General features: G+C 61.7%; 24 protein-coding genes and 1 pseudogene. 16 read left to right on the top strand and 9 right to left on the bottom strand.

Translation table 11 applies throughout. The features are described from left to right. Window positions 1-104 precede the first annotated feature (104 nt). Window positions 105-551 carry an Hsp20/alpha crystallin family protein gene (locus GM676_RS01935; RefSeq protein ID WP_155461679.1) on the top strand — a complete coding sequence of 149 codons (447 nt, stop codon included), beginning with the start codon at window positions 105-107 and terminating at the stop codon, window positions 549-551. Between the two features lie 41 nt (window positions 552-592). On the opposite strand, the gene GM676_RS01930 is transcribed toward GM676_RS01935, so the two are convergent. Both GM676_RS01930 and GM676_RS01925 read right to left on the bottom strand, forming a co-directional pair. Next, window positions 593-934: a hypothetical protein gene (locus GM676_RS01930; protein ID WP_155461678.1), complete on the bottom strand. Its 342-nt coding sequence runs from the start codon at window positions 932-934 to the stop codon at window positions 593-595. Window positions 935-942: 8 nt separating this feature from the next. Beyond that, window positions 943-1,779, bottom strand: a complete 837-nt coding sequence (locus tag GM676_RS01925) for a universal stress protein (RefSeq protein ID WP_170304192.1) — start codon at window positions 1,777-1,779, stop codon at window positions 943-945. 202 nt (window positions 1,780-1,981) lie between these two features. On the opposite strand from GM676_RS01925, the gene GM676_RS01920 reads away from it, so the two are divergent. After that, a complete protein-coding gene (locus GM676_RS01920; RefSeq protein ID WP_170304191.1) occupies window positions 1,982-3,175 on the top strand; it encodes a hypothetical protein in 1,194 nt (397 codons plus the stop codon). Between the two features lie 25 nt (window positions 3,176-3,200). Here the strand turns inward: GM676_RS01920 and GM676_RS01915 are convergent, their stop codons facing one another. The 3 genes from GM676_RS01915 to GM676_RS01905 are packed head-to-tail and all read right to left on the bottom strand — an operon-like array spanning window position 3,201 to window position 7,517. Further along, window positions 3,201-5,786, bottom strand: coding sequence for an EAL domain-containing protein (locus GM676_RS01915; protein ID WP_170304190.1), 2,586 nt, complete (start codon window positions 5,784-5,786; stop codon window positions 3,201-3,203). Between the two features lie 15 nt (window positions 5,787-5,801). After that, window positions 5,802-6,650, bottom strand: coding sequence for a universal stress protein (locus tag GM676_RS01910; protein WP_155461674.1), 849 nt, complete (start codon window positions 6,648-6,650; stop codon window positions 5,802-5,804). A 24-nt stretch (window positions 6,651-6,674) separates the two neighbouring features. Further along, window positions 6,675-7,517: a universal stress protein gene (locus GM676_RS01905; protein WP_155461673.1), complete on the bottom strand. Its 843-nt coding sequence runs from the start codon at window positions 7,515-7,517 to the stop codon at window positions 6,675-6,677. Between the two features lie 116 nt (window positions 7,518-7,633). On the opposite strand from GM676_RS01905, the gene GM676_RS01900 reads away from it, so the two are divergent. Both GM676_RS01900 and GM676_RS01895 read left to right on the top strand, forming a co-directional pair. Further along, the gene (locus GM676_RS01900) at window positions 7,634-9,490 is read left to right on the top strand and encodes a PHA/PHB synthase family protein (protein WP_155461672.1); all 1,857 of its coding nucleotides are present in this window, start codon (window positions 7,634-7,636) and stop codon (window positions 9,488-9,490) included. 36 nt (window positions 9,491-9,526) lie between these two features. Then, window positions 9,527-9,964: a universal stress protein gene (locus GM676_RS01895; RefSeq protein WP_155461671.1), complete on the top strand. Its 438-nt coding sequence runs from the start codon at window positions 9,527-9,529 to the stop codon at window positions 9,962-9,964. A gap of 563 nt (window positions 9,965-10,527) precedes the next feature. Here GM676_RS01895 and GM676_RS01890 read toward each other — a convergent pair. Together GM676_RS01890 and GM676_RS01885 are read right to left on the bottom strand one after the other, a co-directional pair. Continuing rightward, window positions 10,528-11,491 (bottom strand): annotated as a pseudogene (locus tag GM676_RS01890) (IS481 family transposase). Between the two features lie 305 nt (window positions 11,492-11,796). Beyond that, on the bottom strand, window positions 11,797-12,516 hold the full coding sequence (locus GM676_RS01885; RefSeq protein ID WP_155461670.1) for a cation:proton antiporter domain-containing protein: 720 nt from the start codon (window positions 12,514-12,516) through the stop codon (window positions 11,797-11,799). Window positions 12,517-12,536: 20 nt separating this feature from the next. Here GM676_RS01885 and GM676_RS01880 point away from each other — a divergent pair, with 20 nt between their 5' ends. Both GM676_RS01880 and GM676_RS01875 read left to right on the top strand, forming a co-directional pair. Next, on the top strand, window positions 12,537-12,998 hold the full coding sequence (locus GM676_RS01880) for a glycosyl hydrolase (RefSeq protein WP_371866068.1): 462 nt from the start codon (window positions 12,537-12,539) through the stop codon (window positions 12,996-12,998). 173 nt (window positions 12,999-13,171) lie between these two features. Beyond that, complete coding sequence (locus GM676_RS01875; protein ID WP_155461669.1) at window positions 13,172-13,990, top strand: hypothetical protein; 819 nt, start codon at window positions 13,172-13,174, stop codon at window positions 13,988-13,990. 85 nt (window positions 13,991-14,075) lie between these two features. Here the strand turns inward: GM676_RS01875 and GM676_RS01870 are convergent, their stop codons facing one another. Beyond that, window positions 14,076-15,530 (bottom strand): avidin/streptavidin family protein, encoded by a 1,455-nt coding sequence (locus GM676_RS01870; protein WP_155461668.1) that lies wholly within the window; start codon window positions 15,528-15,530, stop codon window positions 14,076-14,078. A 34-nt stretch (window positions 15,531-15,564) separates the two neighbouring features. After that, window positions 15,565-18,159: an ATP-binding protein gene (locus GM676_RS01865; RefSeq protein WP_170304189.1), complete on the bottom strand. Its 2,595-nt coding sequence runs from the start codon at window positions 18,157-18,159 to the stop codon at window positions 15,565-15,567. A gap of 208 nt (window positions 18,160-18,367) precedes the next feature. On the opposite strand from GM676_RS01865, the gene GM676_RS01860 reads away from it, so the two are divergent. Genes GM676_RS01860 through GM676_RS01815 form a run of 10 tightly spaced genes read left to right on the top strand, consistent with a single transcriptional unit; the run spans window position 18,368 to window position 25,675 of the window. Further along, window positions 18,368-18,943 carry a Pvc16 family protein gene (locus tag GM676_RS01860; RefSeq protein ID WP_155461666.1) on the top strand — a complete coding sequence of 192 codons (576 nt, stop codon included), beginning with the start codon at window positions 18,368-18,370 and terminating at the stop codon, window positions 18,941-18,943. Window positions 18,944-18,950: 7 nt separating this feature from the next. Next, window positions 18,951-19,706, top strand: a complete 756-nt coding sequence (locus tag GM676_RS01855) for a hypothetical protein (RefSeq protein WP_155461665.1) — start codon at window positions 18,951-18,953, stop codon at window positions 19,704-19,706. Between the two features lie 17 nt (window positions 19,707-19,723). Then, a complete protein-coding gene (locus GM676_RS01850; RefSeq protein WP_155461664.1) occupies window positions 19,724-21,247 on the top strand; it encodes a phage tail sheath family protein in 1,524 nt (507 codons plus the stop codon). Between the two features lie 37 nt (window positions 21,248-21,284). Further along, window positions 21,285-21,743 carry a phage tail protein gene (locus tag GM676_RS01845; protein WP_155461663.1) on the top strand — a complete coding sequence of 153 codons (459 nt, stop codon included), beginning with the start codon at window positions 21,285-21,287 and terminating at the stop codon, window positions 21,741-21,743. Between the two features lie 10 nt (window positions 21,744-21,753). Continuing rightward, window positions 21,754-22,248 (top strand): phage tail protein, encoded by a 495-nt coding sequence (locus GM676_RS01840; RefSeq protein ID WP_155461662.1) that lies wholly within the window; start codon window positions 21,754-21,756, stop codon window positions 22,246-22,248. Between the two features lie 13 nt (window positions 22,249-22,261). Continuing rightward, on the top strand, window positions 22,262-22,426 hold the full coding sequence (locus tag GM676_RS01835) for a DUF5908 family protein (RefSeq protein ID WP_155461661.1): 165 nt from the start codon (window positions 22,262-22,264) through the stop codon (window positions 22,424-22,426). Between the two features lie 2 nt (window positions 22,427-22,428). Next, window positions 22,429-23,106 (top strand): CIS tube protein, encoded by a 678-nt coding sequence (locus tag GM676_RS01830; RefSeq protein WP_155461660.1) that lies wholly within the window; start codon window positions 22,429-22,431, stop codon window positions 23,104-23,106. Between the two features lie 33 nt (window positions 23,107-23,139). After that, entirely contained in the window at window positions 23,140-24,930 is a 1,791-nt protein-coding gene (gene vgrG, locus GM676_RS01825) for a type VI secretion system tip protein VgrG (RefSeq protein WP_155461659.1), read from the top strand. A 15-nt stretch (window positions 24,931-24,945) separates the two neighbouring features. Then, entirely contained in the window at window positions 24,946-25,245 is a 300-nt protein-coding gene (locus GM676_RS01820; RefSeq protein WP_155461658.1) for a PAAR domain-containing protein, read from the top strand. A gap of 1 nt (window position 25,246) precedes the next feature. Then, on the top strand, window positions 25,247-25,675 hold the full coding sequence (locus GM676_RS01815; protein WP_229262478.1) for a GPW/gp25 family protein: 429 nt from the start codon (window positions 25,247-25,249) through the stop codon (window positions 25,673-25,675). Window positions 25,676-25,680: the final 5 nt, after the last annotated feature.

Raw genomic sequence — 25,680 nt, 5'->3', positions numbered from 1 at the left:
CGGGGAATTTGACCTGGATCATGCAGAAATCCGAGCCAAATCAATACCATCAATACGCACATCCATCCGGATGCTGTCATTGACATTCAAAAGTGAGGTATACCATGGCTAATAATCTGACCCGTTTCGATCCATTCACGGACATCGCCCGTTTTGAGCCATTCAATGGGCTTGAGGACTGGTTCCGCGACTTCAACTTGCGCCCGGCCCTGCGGGACTGGAAGCTCGAGCCCCGCATCAAGATCGACGTTACGGAGGGCGATACGACGTATTCCGTCAAGGCCGAAATCCCCGGCGTGAAGAAAGAAGACATCAAGGTCGACGTCCAGGGCAATGAAGTGTCGATTTCTGCCGAGCTGAAACACGAGAGCGAAGAAAAGCTCGGCAAACAGTTGCGCAGCGAGTGCTTCCGTGGCGCCCAGCGTCGCAGCTTCACGCTGGCACACGATATCGACGACGCGAATGTCGTCGCGCGCTATGCCGACGGCGTTCTGTCGCTGACCTTGCCTAAAAAAGCTGGCAAGGCCGGCAGGCAAATCGCCATCAATTAAAGCACGGCATCGGCCCGGCTGGCGCCAGCGGCCGGGCCGTTTTAATCGATGAGAGCGGTCAGCATCGGGCTGCGATGCTTGAGATCGGCAAAATGGCGATCGCAGCGATGCACCGCCGCCATGGCCCGGACGACCAGATAACACGCGAGTATCAGCAGGCTCGCCGACAGTATCAGCAGAGGTAGCAAGATCGCCATCACTTCTTCGAAGCGGTAGTTGCGCGAGGTTGCGAGCAGCAGACTTAAAGCCGAGAGCGGCAAAGCAAACACGGCAATCCCGGTCCTGAGCAGCGACAGCGCGGTGCGCTTCTCGGCCAGCAGCAGCTCCAGCGCTTCCGGTAAGGCGGCATCCTCCTGGCTAACAGTCGGTATCGGGGAGCGCATGGTCGGACTCAATTCGCCATCAACAGGGGGACTTCGGCGCGGGCAATCAAGCCGCGGGTGGTGCTGCCCAAGACCAGGTCATGGATACGGCTATGGCCAAAGGCGCCGGCCACGATCAGGTGCACTCCCGCCTCGGCCGCCAGGGAGGTCAGCGCCAGGTCGGGGTCTTCATCGGTATCGCGCCGCAGCAGCTCGACATTGCGGTGCAGGCGCGACAGATACACCGCCAGATCCACCCCGGGATCGCCGCCCACGTCAATGCGTTCCTGTGTCGCGTTGCAAACCGCGACGTAGACTTTTGAGGCGCGGGCGATCAACGGCATCGCGAAGGCGATGGCGCGGCTGGCCGCCTGGCTGCCATTCCAGGCGAGCATGATCTTGTCGAAGCGCACATCGGCCGGCATGTTGGCGGGTACCAGCAATACCGGCCGTGCCGCCTTGGTCAGCAGCGTGTCGGGCAGCCTGGCTGGCAGCAGCATGCCATAGTCCAGCAGATCCGCTTTCCCGGCGACCAGCAAATCGCAGTAACGCGATTGCAGCAGCAGCGCGTCGGCCGCCGAGGTATCCATCAGGCGCGCCTCGAAAGAGGGCACACCATGCGCCTGACATTGCGCTTCAAACTGGCGCAGTTGCTGCTGCGCCTCCTGCCGCAGATCGTCGATGTCGGCCGCCGCCATCACCGCCATGGGCGCACCGGCCGCCATCAGGTAATTCAGCTCGACGACGCCGGTGGTGGCCGTGCCGATCAGATGGGCCTCCATCTGGCCGGCAAGCCTGGCGGCGACGCGCATGGTGGCGCAGACGCTTTCTCCACTGGCAAGATGAACAACAATGGTTTTGTACATGGTGAACTCCGTTTGTTTAGATCCCTGGAGGTATGCTATGCATCCAGGTCGCGCGTTTGTATGATCTAAATCAAACTTTCCCGACCCTTCCCTATTGTGCGGCTGACTTGTCGCAAGAACAGCGGATTTGATCTGGGTCATGGCCTGCGCGATCGCCCGGACGGTACATTCGGTAGCACAACAGTCAACGGGGGCGGCAGCCATGCAATCGGCACTACCAGGCTCGACGCTCGCCAACAGGGAGCGAGCGATAGCGGACAAATACCGCCACCTGCGGCCGGTCTATTTCCCCTATCCGGGGGTACACGCCTTCCGCAAGGATTTCGTCCCCGAGGGTGGGCCGGGAAACCAGGCGACGTGGCCGGGCCATGGCCTGCAATTTGCGGTGAGCATGCCGTGCGCGGTGAGCGGCCCGGATATCGGCCGCTATCATGCAGCCTTGTTGACTGAGATCGCGGACCAGGGGACGCGGTGGGGCGGGGGCGCGGCGGTCACGCAGTGGGACTTCGGTCGTACGCCACAGTTGTTGGGCGACGCCCAGGTGGCGGGCCTGGTCGATGGTCTGCGGCGACATTTCGACGTCCGCCCCGACTGCCGCGGTATGTACCGCCTGGCAGTGACCCGTCACTTCAGCGCCGGGCGGCTGCGCAACCTGCGCTGCATCGGTTTCAATGAGCTGTCCATCGAGAGCGGCACGCGGGAGGACCGCCGACGCGACGCGCAGTGGTTGGCCCGTGCGAGAGAGGCGGGCTACCGGACGGTGCAGTTGGCTATCCATCAGCCCGCCGCATATCGCAATGAATTCATACTGGCAAGACGCCTGCAGAATCTCGTACGGCTGGCGCCGGATCGCATCGCCCTGCGAGGCCGCTGGCTGCGCAAACTGCACCTCCAGGTGCTGGAGGACGGCGGCTACAGACATGCCGGTGTGGACTTGTTTGTACGCGACCAGAACACGGCAGACCTGACCCGTCTGCTGGTCAGCCAGCAGCGTTATCCGCAAGGCGATTGTCGTTTTGCCGGACCGAATCTGCTGGCTGTCGGGGCGGGGGCGATCAACGCCATCGGCGCCAGCCTCAGCCAGCACGCCAGGGCGGCGGCCGACTATTGCTGGCGCATCGAAACCCGGGCGTCGCCAATCGCCGGCGGCATAACGCTGAGCCGCGACCAGCTGTTGCGGCGGATGGCGATGCAGACGCTGCTGTGCGAGTTCGAGTTGCCCACCGCCATGATGGAGACGCTGTTCGGCATCGACTTCGCCGGGTACTTTGCCGCTCAGGCAAAGGTCTTGCGCAGCATGCGCGATGACGGCATGCTGGCGTGGGAAGATGGCTGGCTGTCCCTGCTGCCGGCGGGGTGGCCGCTGGCGCGCAGCATTTGCGGCGTGTTTGCCTAGCGGGCCGCGGCCGCGGTCGGGCAAACTACGCCGCGCCGATTTGCGCGCCGGTGACGAGTCCGTCCCTTAGCAGGCTGGCCAGCGCCGCCGCGTTCAAAGGCTGGCTGAAGTAGTAGCCCTGCGCATGGTCGCAATGCAGGCCGCGTAAAAACTCGCATTGCGCCAGTGTCTCCACGCCTTCGGCCACCACGCTCAATCCCATGCTGTGCGCCACGGCGACAACCGCCCCCGCGATGGCGGCGTCATCCGCGTCATAGGGAATGTCGCGCACAAACGAGCGGTCTATTTTCAATGCATGGATGGGGAAGCGCTTCAGGTAGGACAAGCTCGAATAGCCGGTGCCGAAGTCGTCGATCGCCAGTCTCACCCCCATGTCGCTCAGGCGCTGCAGCGCTTGCGCCGCGCTGTCTGGCCGCTCCATCAGCACGGTTTCGGTGATTTCCAGTTCCAGGCAGCCGGCGTGACAACCGGTGTCGGCCAGGACCCGGGATACCATGTCGTCCAGGCCGGGTTGGCGGAACTGACGCGCGGACAGGTTGACGGCGATGCGCACGTCAGGCAAACCGGCCTGACGCCACGCGACCAGTTGGGAGCACGCGGTCCGCAGCACCCACTCGCCGATGGGCACGATCAACCCGGTTTCCTCCGCAATCGGGATGAACACGTCGGGCATGACCAGCCGCTGTTGCTCCGGATGCCAGCGCAACAGCACCTCCACGCCGACGATGCGGCCGCTTACCAGCTCGACCTGCGGTTGATACGTCAGTTGCAGCTCGTCCCGCTCAACCGCGTGACGCAGACCGCTTTCCAGCGTCAGTCTATGCAGCGTGCTGGCATTCATTTCGCTATTGTAGAACTGGTAGTCGCCGCGGCCCATGGATTTGGCCTGATACATGGCGGCATCGGCATTCTTCAGCAGGGTCTTCGCGTCCTCCCCGTCCTTGGGATAGATGCTGATGCCGATGCTGCTGGCCGGCGCCAGTTCGTGACCGTGTATCAGCATCGGTTCAAACAGCACCGCCAGGATCTGTTGCGCCATGGTGGCGGCAATCCGCTCTTGCGGCAGATCGGCCAGCAGCACCACGAATTCATCTCCCCCCAGGCGTGCCACCGTATCCACGGCCCGTACCGCTTGCCGCAGGCGACGTCCCACCTCGACGATGACGCGGTCCCCGGCATCATGGCCCAAACTGTCGTTAATGGTTTTGAAGCGGTCCAGGTCCAGAAATAGCAGGGCGATATGGTGTTGGTGGCGCCGGGCCTGGGCTATCGCCTGGCCTATATGGTCCAGCAGCAACATCCGATTCGCCAGACCTGTGAGGGCGTCGTGGCTGGCGACGTGCATCAGTTCATCCTCGAATTGCTTGCGCTGGGAGATATCTTCGATTACCGCCACCAGGCTGGGCTGATCAGCACCGGGACGCATGGCCGACAGTGTGACCTTGACCCAGACGTCACTGCCGTCCTTGCATAGATAGCGTTTTTCCCGGCTAGAGCTCTGCAGATCGCCGGCAACTACGCCGCGCATCAGCGGCGCGTCGATTTCCCAGTCTTCCGGTGTGACCAGGTCGGACAAATTCAGTTGCAGCATTTCAGCTTCACTGTAGCCAACGATGTCGAGCAGCTTGCGATTGACCCGCAACCAGTTGCCATCGCAGGAGACCTGGGCCAGCCCGACCGCGGCCTGACCGAACGCGGCACGGAAGCGTGCTTCGCTGTCGCGCAGTTCGGCCCGCGCCTGCATGGGCTCGGTGATGTCCTCGGCGATCAGCAGCAACCGATGCTGGTTGTCGAGCAGGGTACGCGACAGGCAGCAGCGCAGATGGCGCAAAGGCTCCGGCAGGCCGACCGTCACCTTGCCGCGGTAAGTCCGCTGGCGCAGGCCCTCGGCAATGTGCTGGCGCAGCGTCGGATCGGCCACCAGCTCCCGGTAACAGATCTGCGCCGATCTGTCGCCCTGCACCCCCAACATCAGCAGCATGGACTGGTTGACGGTGCGCACGGTTTCATCATCGTCGATCACCATCACGCCGGATGGCATGCTGCTGATAATTTGCTCGGAATAGTTCTTCAGCCCCAGCAGCTCCTGGCGGCCGGCCTGGATATAGGTATCGAGCGCCAGACCCATGTCAAAGTTGACAATCTTGAACAGCGCGGCATAGGTGGGCAAAAAGTCCTGCGGGCGATCCCGCAACAGATCGCGCAGTAGCGGTCCGAGGTCGGCAAGATACTTGCGATAGGCGCCGATGTACCACACCGGCGCCAGTCCGATGCGTTGGTGCACCAATCCCACGCGCAGCCGGTTGCGCACGTATTCCTCGCCATAGTCGCCGGCGGTCAACTCATGGAAATAGGCGCTTTGCAAATGACGCAGGCGCGTGATCGCGCGGTCGTCGCCGAGCAGCTGCCGCAAGGCCGGCACATTCAGCAAGTGCTGATAAAACCCTTCGATCACTGATTGCATGCGTGATCGCAGCAGGGGATGAATCTGGCGCAGGAGCGCAAGGTCGGCCGGCCCGATTTCCAGGTATTGCATGCGCTGCCGCAGGTCGTCGGGGGCCGGCATCATATTGCGGGTGGCCTGGTCTATGTCGAAAAGGTTGATCGCCATCATATGCTGTGCTATTCAGTGTGAAATCAGTACCGGTAATCGCATGTTGTTGAGGATGGTTTGGGTAGCCCCGCCCAGCAGCACTTCGCGCGCGCGGCGGTGGCCATAGCCGCCCATGACCAGCAAATCACAATGCAATGCGGACGCCACGCACAACAAGGCGTCGCCGGTGTTGACACGGGTGTACTCGCACATCACCTCCACCCGCACGCCGTGGCGGGAGAGGAACAAGGCCATGTCGGCGCCCGGGGCCATTCCGTCGCATGCCGTCTGTACCTCGGGATTGAGCACCAGCAGCGTGACCATGCCGGCCTGCTTCAGCAGCGGCAGGGCGTCGCGTGCCGCGCGTGCGGCCGCGCGGCTGCCATCCCAGGCCAGCAGCGGATGGTGCAGGGGGGCGCATGACGGATTGTCCTCGCCGGCCTGATTGGGGACCAGCAGCAGCGGACGTCCACTATGCAGCAACAGATTCCCTGGCAAGTCACGGATCACGCCGGGAGCGGCCTGACGGGGCGTGCCCTGACTCAGAATCAGAAGATCGTGGCAGGGCGCCAGCAACATAAAGGCGTCTTCGGGATCGTCGGTGAGCAGCTTCATGTCGAAAGCTCGCAGCCCCGCTTTTGCGCTATATGACGCGAACGCGGTCAGACTGTCGTGCGCATACGTGCACCATAACCTTAGTTCGTCTTCGACCCGCGGCCACACGCGGTCCGGATCGCCCATTGCGGCGAAGCGGGACAAGCCGGTGCAGGCCAATGCGGTCAGATGCGCGTCGCATGTCAGCGCAAGCTGTATGGCAAAGGTCATGCGTGCGGGGGCGCCCGGCGATTGGTCGGCATGGACCAGAATTGTTTTATAGGACATTTTGACGGATCGGTCAGGGGGCGATCAATGCGACATCAGCACAGGCAAGGTCATTGATCGCAGCACATGGCGGGTGACGCCGCCCAGCAGGATTTCGCGCCAGCGCTGATGACCGTAAGCGCCCATCACCAGCAGATCGGCGCCGATGTCTGCCGCCAGTGATAGCAAGGCGCCGCCGACATCGTCGCCCGGCACCGTGGTCTGCCGCATGACTTCGACATTGACGCCGTGCCGCGTCAGATACAGCGCGATGTCGGCTCCGGGCTCGCCGCCGTGCAGGCTGTTGTGGCGATCCGAGTTGAATACCGCTACCGTGACTCGCGCGCTGCGCTGCAACAGCGGCAACGCATCGGTCAGGGCCCGGGTCGCGGCGCGGCTACCATCCCAGGCGATCAGGGCGTGGCGGTCCAGACGCGGGAAGGTGCCGGCGTAAGGCACAATCAACAGGGGCCGGCCACCATGCAAGGCGAGCATTTCCGGCAGTTGCGGGCCGCTGCCGAATCCGCTGGTTTCCGGCGCCGCCTGACTGAGGACAATCAGGTCCGCATAACGGGCTTGCAACGCCAGCCCGGTCCCCGCCTCATCGTCGCTATACCGCGCCTCATGGCTGATATCGAAGCCGCGTGCCTGCGCTTCGAAACGCTCCAGTGCTTGTTGGGTGCCTTGTTTCAGCTGATCCAGTTCGCGCTGCGACAACGGACCGCCATCGGCCACGCTGCGATTCCGATAATACGCCATGGTTATCCCGGTCAGCCCGGCGCCGATCAGATGCGCCTCCTGCGTGCGCGTCAGGCGAGCGGCCAATTCGATGCGTGCCGGGGCGAGCGGCGATTGGTCGACATGGACGAGGATGGTTTTGTAGGACATGGAAGCCTCCGGGTTCGTGGTCGCTATGCGGACCGGGATGAGGTTAGCAAACACAATCTCGAAATTTAATGATCCAGATCAAATCCGCGCTGGTTCGCTGACGTCGCATATTGCGCATGATCGCGAAGGGATTTGATCTGCATCAAATACCGGAACAGGGCAGGGTCACCATAATCGACGCAACGTTTATCCGGGAGTTCCATGTGAAAGCCGCACCATTATCCGCATCAGACGCCTCGCCCTCGTTCATCGCGCCGGCTCCGCCGCACAACCGGCAGGTGCTGGATATTTTCCTGCGGAGCCAGATTGCGCGGCTGACGCTGGGCATTTCGCCGGCGGCAATGTGGCTGGCCTTTCAGGACTGGTGGCAGCATCTGGCCGTATCTCCCGGAAAATGCACCGAGTTGGCGGGCGATGGTTACAGGAGCCTGTTCGACGCCACTCCGGCCACCGTGGTCGAAGCGGACGGGCGCTTTGCCGGCGCCGGCTGGCGCGGATGGCCGTTCTGCCATTATGTACAAGGGTTCAAGCGACTGGAACGCCTGTGGGAACAGGCCACCAGCGAGGTGGCCGGCGTCGCACCGCATCATGCCCAGGTGGTAGCCTTTACAGCGCGCCAGCTGCTCGATATGTGGGCGCCATCGAACTTCCTGTGGACCAATCCCGAGGTGCTGCGCGCGGCGGTCGAGAGCCATGGCGGCAGTCTGATCGACGGCATGCTGAATTGGCGTAACGACCTGTGTCGCCAGTGGGCACCGCCAGGCTCGGTACTGTCGGAACCGCCCGGGCAGCGTTATGTGCCGGGCATCGATGTGGCTTGCACGCCAGGGGAGGTGATCTACCGAAACGACTTGATCGAGTTGCTTCAGTATGCGCCGCAGACCGACAAGGTGTGCCGAGAGCCTGTGCTGATCGTGCCGTCATGGATTATGAAGTACTACATCCTCGATCTGTCTCGGCACAATTCTCTGGTGCAATACCTGGTGCGGCACGGGCATACCGTGCTGATGATTTCCTGGCGTAATCCGGGAGCCCAGGATCGCGCGCTGGGCATGGAGGATTATCTCTGGCACGGATTGTTTGCGGCGCTGGGGCAGGCCAGCCAAGTGAGCGGGGGCGCCCCCGTGCATGCCGCAGGCTACTGCTTGGGCGGTACGCTGTTATCGATCGCCGCCGCCGCCATCGCTTCGGGAGAATATCCGGCATGCGTCAAGCTGGCTTCGCTGACCTTGCTGGCGGCGCAAACCGATTTCAGCGAACCAGGCGAGCTGGGACTGTTTATCGACGACAGCGAGCTGGCTTTCCTCGACGCACTGATGTGGGATCAGGGCTACCTCGACGGCAAGCAAATGGCCGCCTCGTTTCAACTGCTGCATGCGCGCGACCTGGTGTGGTCCCGCATGATGCGCGAATACCTCCTCGGCGAACGCAGCGCGCCCAATGATCTGCTGGCCTGGAATGCGGACACCACCCGGCTGCCGTTCCGCATGCACAGCGAGTATCTGCACGGCCTGTTCCTGCGCAACGATCTGGCGGAAGGGCGCTATCTGGCAGGCGGCAAACCGGTGGCCTTATCGGATATCCGTACGCCGATGTTCGTGGTGGCGACCGAACGCGACCACGTCTCGCCATGGCAATCCGTCTACAAGATTAATCTGCTGTGTGGCGCGCCGATCGAATTTGTTCTGGCGTCGGGGGGGCACAACGCCGGCATCGTTTCCGAGCCCGGGCACGCGCACAGGAGTTATCGCAGCCTTCCGGCCAGGTCGCCCTCATCGGGGTATCGCAGTCCGCAGGAATGGCTCGATAGCGCCGAACGCAGTGACGGCTCCTGGTGGCGACACTGGCAACAATGGCTGTCGCGTCATTCGGAGCAGGTACTGATCGGACCGCCATCCATGGGACAAGGCCGGACATTGGGGCCGGCGCCAGGACTGTATGTGACGTCAGGCGGCGCCGACGTCCGGCATTGATCGCAAACGTCTTTTTCCAACAACAAGGAGGTCATCATGTTCAAGCATATCCTGTTTCCCACCGATGGCGAGGCGCCGTCGGTGGCTGCCATCGGCCCCTGTATCGCCTTTGCCAAAGACAGTGGCGCGCGGCTGAGCGTACTGCATGTGCGCATGCCATTCCATTTTCTGAGCGCGCATCCGGCCATGGTGTCCGACACCCCCAAGGAATACGCCCAGCATAGTCAGCAACGCGCCAGCGCCTGCCTGGAGCAGGTCGCGGCCGCCTGTCGCGCGCAAGGGGTCGCGTGTGACACGCTGTCGGTCGAACACGAACTGCCGAATCAGGCCATCATCGACGCCGTGCGCGAACACGGCTGTGATCTGGTGGCGATGGCCTCGCACGGACGCAAGGGTATGGAAGCCTTATTCCTGGGCAGCGAGACGCAAAAGGTACTCAGCCGCAGCCCGGTTCCAGTGCTGGTATTGCGCTAAATCGGGATCAACGCTTCCTTTCACGGGAAGCGTGCGAGCAAGTACATCGCCGTTCAGGAAATAGCGGTGCGCCAGACCGGCGACTGCACGCAGGCCCGCGAGGATCTGCAGCAGATTGGCCGCGCGGGGAGCGTCATGGGGAAACGCGTCTATGGTTTGCCCAAGGCACCACAGAGCATTAGCCGTGCCTCGACAACTGGGCGTTTTCGAAACGGATGGTTCTGACTGAGTGAATTCTGAATCGCTTGCGGCGTTTGGTAGCGCTCCAACATAAAGTCTATGGCATTCCTTGAGGAATTTAGCGGATGCGTACGACAGAAGCACTGCTCTTGCTGAAAATAAAGGGGACGACTTTACGTCGACGCGGAAAATGAATCGTTTTGGATTCGACGTAATTCGGTGTACACGGAGAATCGCCGATTTCGATCGACGAGATGCTATGACACGGGGAACAGCGACAAAAAAGAGGGGCGGCCGGGATTCGTATTTTTTACGCCAAAGTTAAGTTAAGTCGATGATTTATAGGGAGAAATCGACTTTATAATTTGTGCGATTCACAGACATCATTTCAATTTTCGCAGCTGCAGTTCGGCCCGGTAGTTCTGCTCCTGGATGCGCTCTTTTGAAGCATCAAATTTGGCGCTGACTTCCTCCCAGATCAGCGTCTTGTCCGAGAGTTCGGTGAGGCGCTCGACCGGCGTCTTGCCATCAAGGGAGCTGTGCGGCCTATCCCAGTTGTAGTATTGCTGCCATTCCGCCAGCAAGTCAGGAAGTGACGGGTCTTTGATGTCGACCGTGGAATAGAACTCGTCCAGGTCTGTCCTTTGAGACCGCTCTACTTTGCCGTTAAGGTGGGGCGATGCTGGCTTGATTGGCCGAAATTTGATTCCCCATTCCAGTAGGCGCTTCTGGAATTCCCTGGCGAAGAATTCACGACCATGATCGGTTTGAATTCGTTGGATAGCAAACGGCATTTCTTCAATCACTGCATCCAAAAAATCCATCGTGTTGCTCGCCGTCCTGCGGCGATAGAGACGTAGCACCTTGTAGCGAGAGCAGTCGTCAATGGCTGTGTACTGGTAAATGCCTGGTGCGATCTTGCAGACGTCCATCTGAACGCGGTCGCCGGGTATTGGCCGGCTGTACCTGTTGACCTTTTCCCTGTACGCGCGCTTGTGATTCAGTATCGGCTTGCCGAGGCGCTCGAGGACCTTATGGATCGTCGCAGTCGATAACGAGATCCCGTGCAGGCGCCGCAGCTCATTTTGAATCCGTCGATGCCCCAATTTGCGTTTGCGCAGGTCTGCAATCAGCCTCTCATGCTCTGGCAGCACTTTCTTGGCAGGTGAGGACTTGGGGGCGGCGGCTTTCCTCTTGTAGACCCGCCTCTCCATGTTCTTGATACCGTGACCACCACTTACGTAATGTCGGCCGGGAGATACCGCAACGCAGGCAAACAACGCCCGCGTTGCCGAGTTCTGCGTACAGCTGAACCCATCGTAGCCGCTTCCTGATATCCTCGTTCATGAGGCCATTTTAGTTGAAATGATCTCCGTGAATCACACACCTTAGCCCTTATAGTCAATTGAACAAGATTAAGCTTGACTGCATGATTTCACCTTGTCAACGGATAATTCATGTTGCGCTTTGTTCGCTGACAATCGTCGTAACCTGGTATAGAGTGCTGGCAGTTCCTTTTGCGCCTGCTGAGCTGCGGCACGGCCCATGATTTCCAACGTTGGAAATTGGCCTCTGCGCGTCGAGCACCGACCTTCTTCACAAGCCCCAAATGACAGACGATGAAACATCCCAGTCGGCATAACGCGAGACTATTATTCCGCCGCATTCCCGCCGGCCGATAGCTCTGCCCAATCCAATTCTTGAACAAGCACGCGAAAGGCCTGATCACCGATGATCTCCAACTTCCGAAGTTCTATGGCCTTATGCCGAGCCTGCGCCAGCGCGGATCTTATCAACGGCCCACCGGGAACCTCATTAAGCGGGTGAAAACGATCGCCACCGTCATTCAGATCAACGATCGCCTGATACTCCTTGCGCAATAGCTTCGCATGCAGAGAATCGTCGTCCTGGATGAAGTCAATCAGGGCCTGGTACATTTGCGCTCGACCAAGTCGTACTTCACTCACCACTGCGTCATCTTCATCCAGCTTCAACATGCGAATAATCGGCTTCATGGTGAGGCCCTGGATTACCAGCGTCCCAAATACGACCGAGAATGCGCTGAGCAATATCAAGTCCCGGCAGGGGAAGGCTGAGCCGTCTGGTAGGGTTTCCGGGATCGCGAAGGCGGCCGCCAAGGTGACGATGCCGCGCATCCCAGCCCATGACACGACAACACTACCGCCCCAGGTTCGCTTCGCTCGTTTGTCAGCTGGGCGCCCCGGTTCCTGACGCTTGGCAATTGCACTGTAGGTCATGACCCAAAGAAAGCGGGTCGCTATCACAACGACTAAAACGGATACTGCAACAGTGATAGATTCTACGCGCCCAGGGCCGTTATCAAGCCGCTCCCAGATCGGCCGCAGCTGCATGCCTATCAAGACAAAGGCCAGTGCCGCAGGCCTACGCCAACATTCTGCTGTGGCGCCATCTGTACGACCGGCTGGTCAACGTCCACCGCATCCACAACCTGATCTGGGTGTGGAACGGCCAGGACCCGGCGTGGTACCCGGGCGATGATGTGGTCGATGTCAGCAGCCTCGATATCTACGACAATGCCGACAACAAGACCTACAAGTCACAACTGGCCAGCTACCAGCAGACGCAGCAGTCCAGCGCGGAAAAGAAACTGATCGCGCTCAGCGAAAACAGCTATATACCGGACCCCGACAAGATCGCCGCCGACGGCGCGTGGTGGCTGTGGTTCATGACCTGGAGCGACGGCGGCGGAGCGGCCGGTGTCTCCGACCCCAACAATTTCTGGACCGGCGAGTATTACAACACCAACGCCCACAAGGTGAGGGTGTACAACCATCCGAAGGTGATCACGCTGGATAAGTTGCCGAAGTTCTGACATCGGCCAGGCACATGGACTGTGCTTGCAATAGCCGGCGTTGTTGGGAATTTAACTCAGCCAGAGAGATATTTTTCCCTTTGTTATCAATGGCTTGACTTCATGAACTGCCTCCGGAAGCTTACCGTAAGGTAAAGATTTTGTTGCCATAATAGAGTTCTCCTCACCAACGTTTGTCATTTGACAACCCAGAGGAGAACATCATTAATCATCCCGCCCTTTCATTGATACTGCGGCCGGAGACCGCGCCGTCGAGCGTGCCGCCATGCCCGGACGAGGCCGTCCGCGCCGCTTTGAAACTTGTCATTTGCAGCAAACAATTTGCCAAGGCACATCGTTGTAGCGCATTGTTGAGCTATCTGATCGAGCGTGCCCTGAACCGCGAAGACGGTACCTCGCCTCCGGAGCAGGAGATCGGTGTCGCCGTTTTCGGACGCGATCGTAATAGCTATTACCCCGGCGACGATCCCATCGTCCGCGTGCAAGCCGGGCGCCTGCGCCTGAGACTGGCGGCCTACTACGCGGACGAAGGCAGCGCCGATCCCCTGCGCATCACCGTCCCGCTCGGCAGCTACCTGGTGCGCATCGCCCTGGCCGAGGTCAAGCCGGACAGGCCGGCCGTCGAGGCGGCCCCCATCCTGATGTTCAGCCCGCTTACCTGCTTGAGCGGCGAGGTACCCGCCAGCAGCTTCACCGCGGGCTTGAATGATGAACTGGGATACCGGCTCTATCGCGACTTCGCTTCGTTTCGCCTGGCCGGCCAGGACAGCCTGGCGCGCGAGGCGGGCCGTCAGCCCACCGTCCACGTGCTCGAGGGGACAGTGCGGCAAGACGCGGCGCGGCTGCGGGTGTCGCTGCACTTGCGTCATGTCGAAGAGGGCACGGTGATGTGGTACGAGCAGTTCGACAATGCCGGCGACGGTTCGATCGCCAGCCAGGAACAGATGGCCGAGCGCTGCGTGCAGGCGCTGCGGCGGCACATGCTGGGCTGAGGCGCGCGGCGCGATCAGATAGGTGGGCCGGCAGTTGATTGACCACCGGGTCGTATTCGGCAGGTTTTTTGCATGGCAGAGCGCCTCAGCGCCGGGCCAGGCCTACTTGCATGCCCGCGTAATCGAAAATGCAATACAGCGTTTCGAGGAACATCGACCCGACCAACAGCATCCCATCGGGCATGCCGTCGAGCACCTCGATGCCCAATTCCCAGTATTCGTCGTTGAGCTTGAGGAAATACTGATCAGGATGCAAGTCATATGTTTGCTGGCCGAGCGACAGGGAGATCACCGGATAGTCAGCCAAGGCCTGTGCCGATGCCACATAGGTGGGAAGGCGACCATTGTTGGTGACGGCATTGCGCAGGGTGTCGATCAGCGCGGCTGGTCCCTTGAAATAGGACGAGCCGGTGTCCAGCGCGAACTGGGTGATGCCGGCCTGTACCGCTTTCCCATCGACCTTGAAAGCTTGAAGCGCGACCGACCACAGGTAGCCGAGGCCGGAGTCACCGGGGTTTTGCAGCGCCAGCCATTGCAGTGTCGCGCGCTGGTATTTGTCCGGATCGACCGCGCCAAAGACGCATTCGCCCACGCGGTCGTGCGGGTCGCACCAGAAAGCGGCCACGGGATAGGCGATCTTTTTGTCCTTGATTAATTGCAGCATCAGCGCTTCGGCCTGACTGGCGCTGCGATAGGGTGAGGGAATGGCAATGCCGCCGTCGCAATCGAGCTGTTGGAACGCACAGCCGGTGTAATGGATGGCCGCCTCGAAGTTCATGGGTTCGACGGTGAGCCCGGTACGGTATTGTTCGCCGTCGAAGTGCTTGAGCGTGAAGTTGTCGGCGCCCATCAGCACGGTCATCTTGCCCCAGGGGCCGAAGTTGACTTCTTTGGGCTGGGCATCGATTTCCCGGTAAGTCCCGGAGTTGCGCGGGTTGAAGCGCTGGTGGGCCAGGCAGGCATTCGAGGTGCATTGTATGGAGGTGACCCAGGTGTTCTGCGTACCCGAGTCGAGCATGAAGCGCAACGTCTGAGCCGGGGTGCCGATGCCGGTCCGCGCCGTCCACGGGGTGGCGCCATTGTTGGACAGGGCGCCGCGCGTGAGCGCGAACACAACGTGCGGCGCGCGCATGTCAGCCGGCACCTGCGGCGTGCGGGTGAAAGCAGTGACGGCGACCGCGGTGGCGCCCCAATCATCGGCAGGCATGGTATTCGATTGCAGCAGGTAAGTGGTGTTCATGACGAGCTGGCCTTCGATGATCTGCAACTGGCCGGCGAAAGCGGAGACCCAGTTCGCGTCTTTGGGACCGCCGTCCAGGTCGCGCCACGAGACGGCGAAGGCAACGGTCTGGCTATTGTCATTGCCGGGTTGCTGGTCCGGCCTGGTGTCGGTCAGGCCCGTGACCCGGTACCTGCCGTTGGCGCCGGTGCTGGATGCGTAAGTGCCGCCGAAAATTCCACTGTCCGGATCGACCTCGGTGATGTCCATCACCGAGCCGAAATTGTTCGTCCATTTGCCCTTGATATCGATGTAATTCATGGGTAGCCCTCCTTGGTATAGGTGTAAAACGCGCTCACGGTCCGAGCGCGGCCCTGTCTTGCGCGTAGCGGGCGAGGCTGTCCGTGGCCCGCGCCGTGAAACCCGGTTGTTCTTGTGCCCGACTGATTTCAATCGCCTGGCGGTAGGCGTCTTCAACCTCCTCCGGGGGCGCACCTTGGTCGGCCAGCAGTTCGGCGCGCAGGCGGTGCAGCTCTGGAACGTAGCAGTGCTCCGTGCATTCGTGCGCCACGGCCAGGCCCCGGTCGACGCTTGCCAGCGCTTGTTCCGGCTGGCCGGCGCGGATCAAGGCTTCGGCCAGCATCACGCAGTACAGCGAGTGGGTGGTCCTGCCGCCGTCCTTGCAGATCCATTTGGTGTAGCCTTCTTCCATCTGCCGGATCGCCGCCGTCGCGTCGCCTGTCATGGCGGACAGCCATCCCTCATACACCATGGCCAGGCCCAGGTAGATGGGAAAATGGTATTCACGGCACACTTGCAGCAGGCGGTCGGTATGGGCGCGCATCGCCACCAGATCTTGCAGGTGGTAGTCGATGGTGGCCGCGCCGTAGAGCGCGATGGCGAGCGTGAAGTGGTGGGCCAATTGCTCGGCCCGCGCCATCAGCTGCGCGCGGTACTGCAGCGCCTGTTCCGGCGCGCCGAGCAGGCAGGCGCAGAAGCCCAGGAATATGAGCGTGAGCACGCCGGGGTCCTGGCCGAAGTCGACAATGTAGTCGCGCTCCTGCACGCATAGCTGGCTTGCTTCGGTGAGGGCCTCCATGGCAGCGGGCAGCCGGCCCATCCAGAACAAGGTGTTCGCCAGCGCGAAGTTGGCGTGCAACAGCAAGTCGGCATTGCGCGACTGCTCCGCCAGCGCGTGGACCTCCCTGGCCATGAGCAAGGCTTGCGGTAATTCGAGGCGGATGAGGTGGATGGTCCACAGACCGAACAGGATAGGGGCAAGCCGGTGCTGCAGCTGCGGACTGTTGCACAACTCGCGGGCACGGTAGGACGCCGCCGTCACTTCCGGCGAGTCCCAACCGCTGATGGCGCGGTACAAGGCGCTCAGCGCCACCTGGGCATCCAGTTCGAGGTGATCGCGCGTATCGTCGGGCGGCAGTTTCGCCAGCAATTCCATGGTATGCAGCAGTTGCAGCCTGGCCTCATCGTAGGCGCCCAGGCGCATGGCCAGCCCGCTGGCGCGGATCAGGCATGCCGCCGCCTGTCCGGGCTCGTCGGCGAGATCGTAATGGCGCGCCAGGTGCAGCAGTGCGGCGTCGCGCTGGTCGCGGTAGAGATTTTCCAGCAGGCGGGCCACCTCGCCATGCAGAAGCATGCGCTGGCGTTCGGGCAGCTCCTTGTACAGGTACTGCTGGAACAGCACGTGCGAAAAGCTGAATTGGGAGAGCCAGTTCTTGCCGACCTTCTCGGTCAGTCCTTCCTTGACCAGGCGATGCCGCTTGTCCAGTTCCTGGGACAGGCATTTGAGGACGTCGCGCTCGCTCATGTCTTGCAATTGAGCGACGATTTGCGCGGTAAAGTTCAGCCCTTCGATGCTGCTGGCGACCAGCACGTCGCGCATCGGCTCCGCCACGCGCCCGATGCGTTCTTCGATCACGCCTTCGAGGCGGGGCGGCAGGACGGCCCAGTCGAGTTGCTCGCCCTGGATCCAGCAGCCATCGGCATCGGTGCGCAGATTGCCGTTTTCCTTGAACGATTGGAGCAATTCCACGGTAAATAGCGGGTGTCCGTTGGTATGGGAAAAAAGCCGAAGGCGGAACTGCTCGTCCAGCCGGTTCGCTTGCGCATCGATCAGGGTGTCGATGAAACCGCGTCGCGCCTGTTGGTCGATCGCTTCCAGGTCAATCACGATATCGCCGTACAGGCGCTTGATTTCATTGAGCGCAGGGATCAGGGGATGGCGCGCGTCGCCGCGGTTGACCGCCAGGTCGTTGCCGCGGTAGGTGCCCAGCAGCAGGACCGGGCTGTCGCGCAGCTTGACGCTCAGATGGGAGAACAGATTGATCGAAGCCGCGTCTGTCCAGTGCATGTCGTCGAGTATGACGATCAGCGGGGTCTGGCGCGATACATTGGCGAGCAGGTCGGTAAATTGCTGGTAGATCTTTTGCGAGTTCAGTTCGCTTGGAAGTGCGCTCTGCTGCGCCCCCGACGCGCTATCCAGCAGGGCCAGCGCGCCGGTTTCCTTGACAATCGACTGGCCGATCCTGGAGAGCAGGGAAGCGCCTGGAACGAAGGCGGCGATGATGTCGGGGGCGAAGTCGAGCAGTATTTTTGCCGAACTGCGGGCCACCTTTCCCAGCCTTGTCGCGTTGTTGTCGGACAGCGCGTTTTGCTTGCTGCTTGCCATGCCGGCCAGCAGCCCCAGGATTTCCATGAATGGCAGATAGGCCTCGCCCATCCCCGTTTGCGCATTGCTGCGCCCCAGGACCACGGTCACGGACTCATGCCGCAGCTGCACCTGGCGCACGAATTCCTCGAGCAGCGCGCTCTTGCCCGACCCGGCTTCGCCGGCGATGAAAGCGGTCCGTCCGGCGCCGGCCATCGTTTCCTGCTGCAGGGCGTGCAGTGTGCCCAGTTCCGCCTCGCGCCCGACGAAAAGACCATCGCTCATCCACCCCTCCATCCCGGTTCGTTCGACGGTCTGCGCCACTGAAGCGGCCAACCCATGCCATGTAGACAGCATAGGGAGGCTTGGCTGGCGCGTGAAGTAACAGCACGTAACGTCCAGCTGCGTAACTGCCCGTGTAACGGTAAAGATACTTTTGACCAACCGGCAGCGGGGCTAAGGTGGCTACCTGGCACAGCAAGGGGAGGGCGATATGATCGGCGCGGCAATCGGGCATCTTGCCTTTCAATTGAACCAGCAATTCAAGAGCAATTTCCAGTTAGTCGAGGACGTGGTCGTGGTGTCCAACCTGATCGAACTCGACGGTAGCGTGGCGCCAAACGCCACCAATAAGCTGGTGTTAACACTGATGAACATCGAAAAAGACACGCTGCCTTTCCGTGCCAATGCGGAGGCGCGCGGCCGTGACGAGCGGGTCTTGCAATACAGCGCGCCGCTGTTCGTGAACCTGTATCTGATGATGTCGGCCAATTTCGGCGCCGGCAATTACAGCGAGGCGCTCAAGTACATTTCGCATGCGATCGCCTTTTTTCAGCAGCACCCGGTGTTCGACCAGCACAACAGTCCAGGACTGGACGAGCGCATCGAGCGCCTCGCGCTGGACATCGAAAACCTGCCGATTGCCGAACTGAACAATCTGTGGAGTCTGCTGGGCGGCCGCTATCTGCCGTCGATGTATTACAAGGTGCGCATGATGACGATCGACGCCAGGGCGCTCACCGGCCAGGTGCCGGTGATCACCGACCAGCGCCACGGCGTGGCAAGGTGAGCCGGCCATGTCTCGCTACCTTCGCCTGTTCACGCTGGTGATCAGCCATGAATACCTGGCCGATATGCCAGGCAATATGCGCTTCGTGCCCAGCGCCGCTTGCGCGGCGTTGATGGAGCGCGAAGGCCTGCTGCTGCGCCATACGCCGCACGGCGCCGAGCTGTGGCGCGAGGAGCGGGCGCTGCCGGCGTCGGACGCATTGCTGCCGCTGGCCTTCGCGGTGTTCAGTTGCGATCCGCAGTTGCAGTATTGCACCGACTGGCCGGTGGCGCCGCCGCTGCGCTATGTCAGCAACGGTGGAGACGAGTTGCTGCGGGCCGAAACCCTGGCCGGTTCGGGCGCCGCGCGCCAGCCGCTGTTGTCGGTCGAGATCGATCACCGGCAGGGGGCGCGCGGCGACACCGGGCATAAGACCTACCGTATCGCGCTGGCGTCGAAAAAAATCCACTGGAAGTATTTTTTCACCGGCAACCTGGCGGGCAAAAAACTCAGCATCGTCGACCTCGATGCGCCTGACGGCGACCGGGGCATCGGCTTTGCGGCGTCGGCCATGCCGGCCACCGAAGACGGGACCGCGTACACATCGGAAGGGCCGCTTCCGATGCAAAGACTACCGCAGCAACGCTTGCAGTTGCGGGAAGAGGGGGGCGCAGGGAAGGTGCTGATCAGGCGTTTACCTAACGCCAACATGGAAAAGCTAGGCAAAGAGCGAGGGCGCGACGGCCGCTCCATGATCGTCGCGGAAATCTACATTCATCAATAATTTTCAAAGGAAACACTATGGCTGGCGCGTATAAAACCCCGGGTGTCTATATCGTTGAGAAAAATGCTTTCCCGAATTCGGTGGTGGAAGTCGCCACTGCGGTTCCGGCATTTGTCGGCTATACCCGGATAGCCGACAACAAGGGCACGAGCTTGCACCGCAAACCGTGGCGCATCACGTCGCTGACGGAATTTATCAATTACTTCGGCGGCGCCCCGGACGACAAGTTCACCATCGTGCCCAAGAAGGATGGCGACACGCCGGGCGACTTCAAGATCGGCAGCGACGAGTACTTCCTGCAGCGCGAGAACGACAAGCCCGACACCTTCCGCTACTACCTCTACCACAGCATGCAGCTGTTCTTCCAAAACGGTGGCGGTGCCTGCTACATCGTCTCGGTCGGCACCTTCAGCGCCACCGGCGCCGAGAAGCCGGCCCTGCAGGATGGCATCGACTTGCTGCGCAAGGAACAGGAGCCGACGATGGTCGTGGTGCCGGACGCGATGTCGCTGTCCGAAGGCGACTGCATCGCCCTGCAGCAGTACAGCCTGATGCATTGCGGCTCGCAAATGAAGAACCGCTTTGCCATCCTCGACGTGCATGACGGCTACCGCGAGCGCACCGATCCCGCAGGCGACCCGGTGGTGGCCTTCCGCGGCGACCTGGGCACGAACTTCCTCAATTTCTCGGCCGCCTACTACCCGTGGCTCAACACCTCGATCGTGCAGACCACCGACACCGGCTTTGGCAATTTTGTCGACCTGAAGGCGGTCAAGGATCTGCTGCTGCAGGCGGCCGGGCCGAACGCGCCGGCCGACTTCCAGCAAATCCTCGCGCAAGTGGGCGATCCGGATCGCGACCGCACGCTCAAGACCTATCTGTCGGACGACGAGCTGCACAAGATTCTGTTCTCGGTCAGCCCCGTCTACGCCAATATCCTGCTGGCGATCAAGCGCAAGCTGAACCTGCTGCCGCCGGCCGCCGCCATGGCGGGCGTCTACACCATGGTCGACAATGCGCGCGGCGTGTGGAAGGCGCCGGCCAACGTCAGCCTGGCCTCGGTCATTTCGCCGGCCGTCAACATCACCCACGACGAGCAGGAAGACTTGAACGTCACCACCGCCGGCAAGTCGATCAACGCCATCCGCACCTTCATCGGCGAGGGCACCCTGGTGTGGGGCGCGCGTACCCTGGACGGCAATAGCCTGGACTGGCGCTACATCAACGTGCGCCGCACCATGATCATGATCGAGGAATCGCTGCGCCTGGCCACCAAGGCCTATGTGTTCGAGCCGAACGTGAGCGGCACCTGGGTCACGATCAAGGGCATGGCCGACAATTTCCTGACCAGCGTCTGGAAGCGCGGCGGCCTGGCCGGCGCCAGCGCCGAAGATGCGTTCAACGTCAGCGTCGGCCTGGGCGCGACCATGACGCCGGAGGACATCCTCGAAGGCATCCTGCGTGTGACGATCCTGGTCGCGCTGAGCCGCCCGGCGGAATTCATCGAGATCACCTTCCAGCAGCAAATGCAGAAGTCCTGACCCGTTTTTCACTCACTAATTCATTGAGGAGTTTGTTATGGCAGATGATGGATCGAAACAATCGGAGACCGTATGGCCGATGCCGAAGTTCTTCTTCAGCGTCACATGGGGCGGCAATGAAATCGCCTTCCAGGAGGTCTCGGGACTGGATGTCCAGTCCGAGGAAATCAAGTATCGCCACGGGAACAGCAAGCAATTCTCGGTGATCAAGATGCCGGGCATGAAGAAGTACGGCAATGTCACCATGAAAAAAGGCGTGTTCAAGGGCGACAACAAGTTCTGGGACTGGCTCAAGCAGATCGAGATGAACACGATCAAGCGCGTGCCCGTCATCATCAGCTTGCTTGACCAGGCTGGCTCCGCCGTCATGGTCTGGACGTTGACGAACGCCTGGCCGACCAAGATCTCGGGCACCGATCTGAAGTCCGAGGGCAATGAAGTGGCGATCGAGACCATTGAGATCGTGCACGAAGGTCTGACGATTGAAACGAAGTAAGGGCTGAGCCATGAAAGATCAAGCCTCCAGCGACTATTTCGAGAACGAATATCTAGAGCGCGGCTATCCGCCGCCAGCGTTCTATTTTGCCGTCAGCATCGGCAACGGCAGCAAGATCGACGACACCGCGTTTTCCGAGGTGTCGGGGATCAGCACCGAGTTCGAGACCGAAGCGGTGGTCGAGGGCGGCGAGAACCGCTTTGTCCACCAGTTGCCCAAGCAGGTCAAGCATGGGCAACTGGAGCTCAAGCGGGGCATCGCCAGAATGAGTTCGCCGCTGGCGGCATGGTGCAAGAGCACGCTCGAGGGCGAGTTCGCCACGATGATCGCGCTGCAAACGGTCATCGTCAAGCTCACCGGCGCGAATGGCCAGGTGCTGCGCGTGTGGCAGTTCAACGACGCCTATCCGCTCAAGTGGAGCGTCGACCCGTTTAGTTCCACCAAAAACGAAGTCGCCGTTGAGAAGATCAGCCTGGCGTACTCCTATTCTCAGCGCAGGGCATAAACCGGAGATCGCGATGTCGATAGAAATCAGGGAGTTGGTGATCAAGAGCACCATCGTCGACCGTCCCGCCGAGGGCGGCAAGAACATCGTGCCGTTTACCCAGGCCCAGCGCGAAGCCCTGCTGCGCGAATGCCGCCAGCTGGTGACGAGCCTGCTGCGCGAGCGCGGGGAGCGCTAGTCATGGCCGGCGAGAAAGCACTGCTCAAAATTTCCGGCTGCTCGGTGTCGAAGAGCGGCAAGATCAGTGTCGACGGATCGCGTCCGGTGTTCAAGGCGCTGATCAATCCGTCGGGCTACGACCATGAGTGCTCGGTCCGTTATAGCAAGAACGAGAGCCTGGGGCAGTCCGGCGACGAGGCCAAGTTCCATGCCGTTCAGCCGGAAAAGCTGAGCCTCAAGGCCCTGGTGCTCGATGGCACGGGCGCCGTCCCGGGCAGCAAGCTGCCTGTCAAGCAGCAAGTCGAGAGTCTGCGCAACACGGTCTACGCGTATGTGGGGACCAAGCACGAGACGCCCATCGTGCAGGTGGTGTGGGGCAGCCTGATGTTCTACGGCCGGGCCGAGAGCTTGAAATTCGAGTACACCCTGTTCGCGCCAAACGGCGAACCGCTGCGTGCCAAGACCTCGCTCAGTTTCGTCGAATACCAAAGCGCGGCCGAAGAGGTCAAGCAAAAGAGCGCCAGCTCGCCGGACCTGACCCACCTGGTGCTGGTCAAGGCGGGCGACACTTTGCCCCTGCTGTGCGAGCGCATCTATCGCGATCCGCTGTATCACCTGGAGGTGGCGCGCGTCAACGGCTTGACCTTGCCGCGCCAGTTGGAGCCGGGCATGAGCTTGCGCTTTCCGCCGCTGTTCTGAAGCGCGTTTTTAACTGACTACCGAAAGCACCTCATGGCCACCTCACCGATGACCGGCAGCGACGGCGTCCTCAGCTTCACCATCACCTGTGATGGTGCGCCGCTGCCCGATATCGTCCAAGTGGTGTCGATCGAGACGAATCACAGCACCAACCGCATTCCGTCGGCCACGATCACCGTGCTCGACGGCGATATGCCGAACGCGGCCTTTCCGGTGGCCGACCAGGGCAACTTCAAGCCGGGCACCGAGGTCGTCATCAGCGCCGGCTATGGCTTGACCGTCAAGCCCATCTACACCGGCGTGGTGGTGCGCCACAGCGTCAAGATCACCGGTGAGAACTATGCGCGCCTGATCATCGAGTGCCGCGACAAGGCGCTGGCCATGACGGTCGGGCGCAAGAATGCGAACTATGTCGACAAGACCGACCATCAAATCATCGCGGCCCTGATCGGCGCCCACGCGGGCCTGAGCGGCGCCGTCGACAGCACCAGCGTCACCTACAAGGAACTGGTGCAGTACTACGTGAGCGACTGGGATTACATGCTCGCGCGCGCCGAAGTGAACGGCATGCTGGTGACGGTCGACGCCGGCAAGATCACGGTGGCCGCGCCCGTGGCCAGCGGCTCGCCCGTGCTGACGGTCACCTACGGCGCCGACTTGATGGAGTTCCAGGCCGAGCTCGACGCGCGCTGGCAACTGGCCTCGGTCACCGCCACCAGCTGGGACCTGGCGACCCTGGCCGTGGTGCAGAAGACCGCCAAGCCGCAGGCCCTGACGGGCCAGGGCGACCTGAGCTCGGCCACCCTGGCCGGCGTGCTGGGCGCCGGTGACTTCGGCCTGCAAACGGCCGCGTCCCTCGACAGCGCGGCCCTGGCGGCCTGGACCGGCGCCCAGCAAACCAAGGCGGCGCTGGCGCGCATCCGCGGGCGCATGAAGTTCCAGGGCAGCGCGCTGGCCAAGCCCGGCGTGCTGCTGACCCTGGCCGGCGTGGGCGCGCATTTCAACGGCAACGTCATCGCCAGCAACGTGGTTCATCGCCTGGAGCAGGGCAACTGGACCACCGAGGTCGAGTTCGGCATGCCCAGTTACTGGTTCGCCGACGAGCACCAGCTGCATGCGCCCGAGGCGGCGGGCTGGACCGCCGGCATCGCCGGCCTGCACATCGGCCTGGTCATGAAGCTTGATGCCGATCCCGAAGGCCAGTACAAGATCCAGGTGTCGCTGCCCCTGATGAAGGCGGCCACGGCCGGCGTGTGGGCGCGCCTGTCGACCTTTTACGGCTCGGCCGGCTTCGGCGCCTTCGTCGTGCCGGAAGTCGGCGACGAAGTCATCCTGGGATTCTTCAACAACGATCCTTCTTGCCCGGTCATCCTGGGCAGCTTATACAGCAGCAAGCATGTGCCGCCCTACGAATTGACGGCTGAGAATAATTTCAAGGCGCTGGTCACGCGCAGCAAGCTCAAGATGGAATTCGACGACGAGAAAAAAGTCATCACCTTCATCACGCCGGCCAGCAACAAGGTCGTGATCAGTGACGATGCCAAGTCGATCTTGCTGCAAGACCAGAACGGCAACAAGGTCGAGCTCAGTCCCGGCGGCATCCTGCTCGACAGCCCCAAGGACGTCACCATCAAGGCGGCCGGCAAGGTGGCCATCTCGGCCGTGCAGAACGTCGAGGTGGCGGCCCAGACCGACGTCAAGGTGAGCGCACTGAACATCAACAATAACGCCAACGTCGGCTTTGTCGCCAAGGGCGCCGCCACGGCCGAATTGTCGGCAACCGGCCAGACCACCGTCAAGGGTGCGCTGGTCATGATCAACTGAAACAGGACGACGCCGATGCCACCCGCAGCCCGTATCACCGATATGCACGTGTGCCCCATGGTCACGCCGGGGTTGCCGCCGATTCCCCACGTGGGCGGCCCGATTTCCGGGCCTTGCGTGCCGACCGTGCTGATCGGCGCCTTGCCGGCGGCCGTGGTGGGCGACATGTGCGTGTGCGTCGGCCCGCCGGATTCGATCGTCAAGGGCAGCGCCACCGTCATGATCGGCGGCAAGCCCGCCGCGCGCATGGGCGACACCACCGCGCACGGCGGCAGCGTGGTGCTGGGCCTGCCGACCGTCATGGTGGGCGGCTAGCATGCCGGGGCGACCGATGGAGGCCGATATTTCCTTCCTGGGCACGGGCTGGAGTTTCCCGCCCGAATTCTCGATCCGCGCGGGAGTGCGCATGGTCAGCGCTGAGGAAGACATCCGCCAGAGCTTGCACATCGTGCTGGGCACGGCCGCCGGCGAGCGCGTCATGCGGCCGGCTTTCGGCGCCGGCCTCAAACAGCAGGTCTACGAGAGCATCAACGAGACGACCGTGACGATCCTGAAGGATGCGATCGGGCGCGCGATCCTGTTTTTTGAGCCGCGCGTGGTGGTCGAGGCGATCTCCGCCGATACCACGCTGGCCCCGGAAGGACGCCTCAATTTCTCGATCGACTACACCATCATCAGCACCAACACCCGTCACAACATCGTCTATCCCTTCTACTGCCTGGAGGGTAGCGATGTCCAACTCTAAGCGGT

The sequence above is a fragment of the Duganella radicis genome (assembly GCF_009720825.1).
GTDB classification, from domain to species: domain Bacteria; phylum Pseudomonadota; class Gammaproteobacteria; order Burkholderiales; family Burkholderiaceae_D; genus Rugamonas; species Rugamonas radicis.
This window is presented reverse-complemented; position numbering and strand designations above follow the sequence as displayed.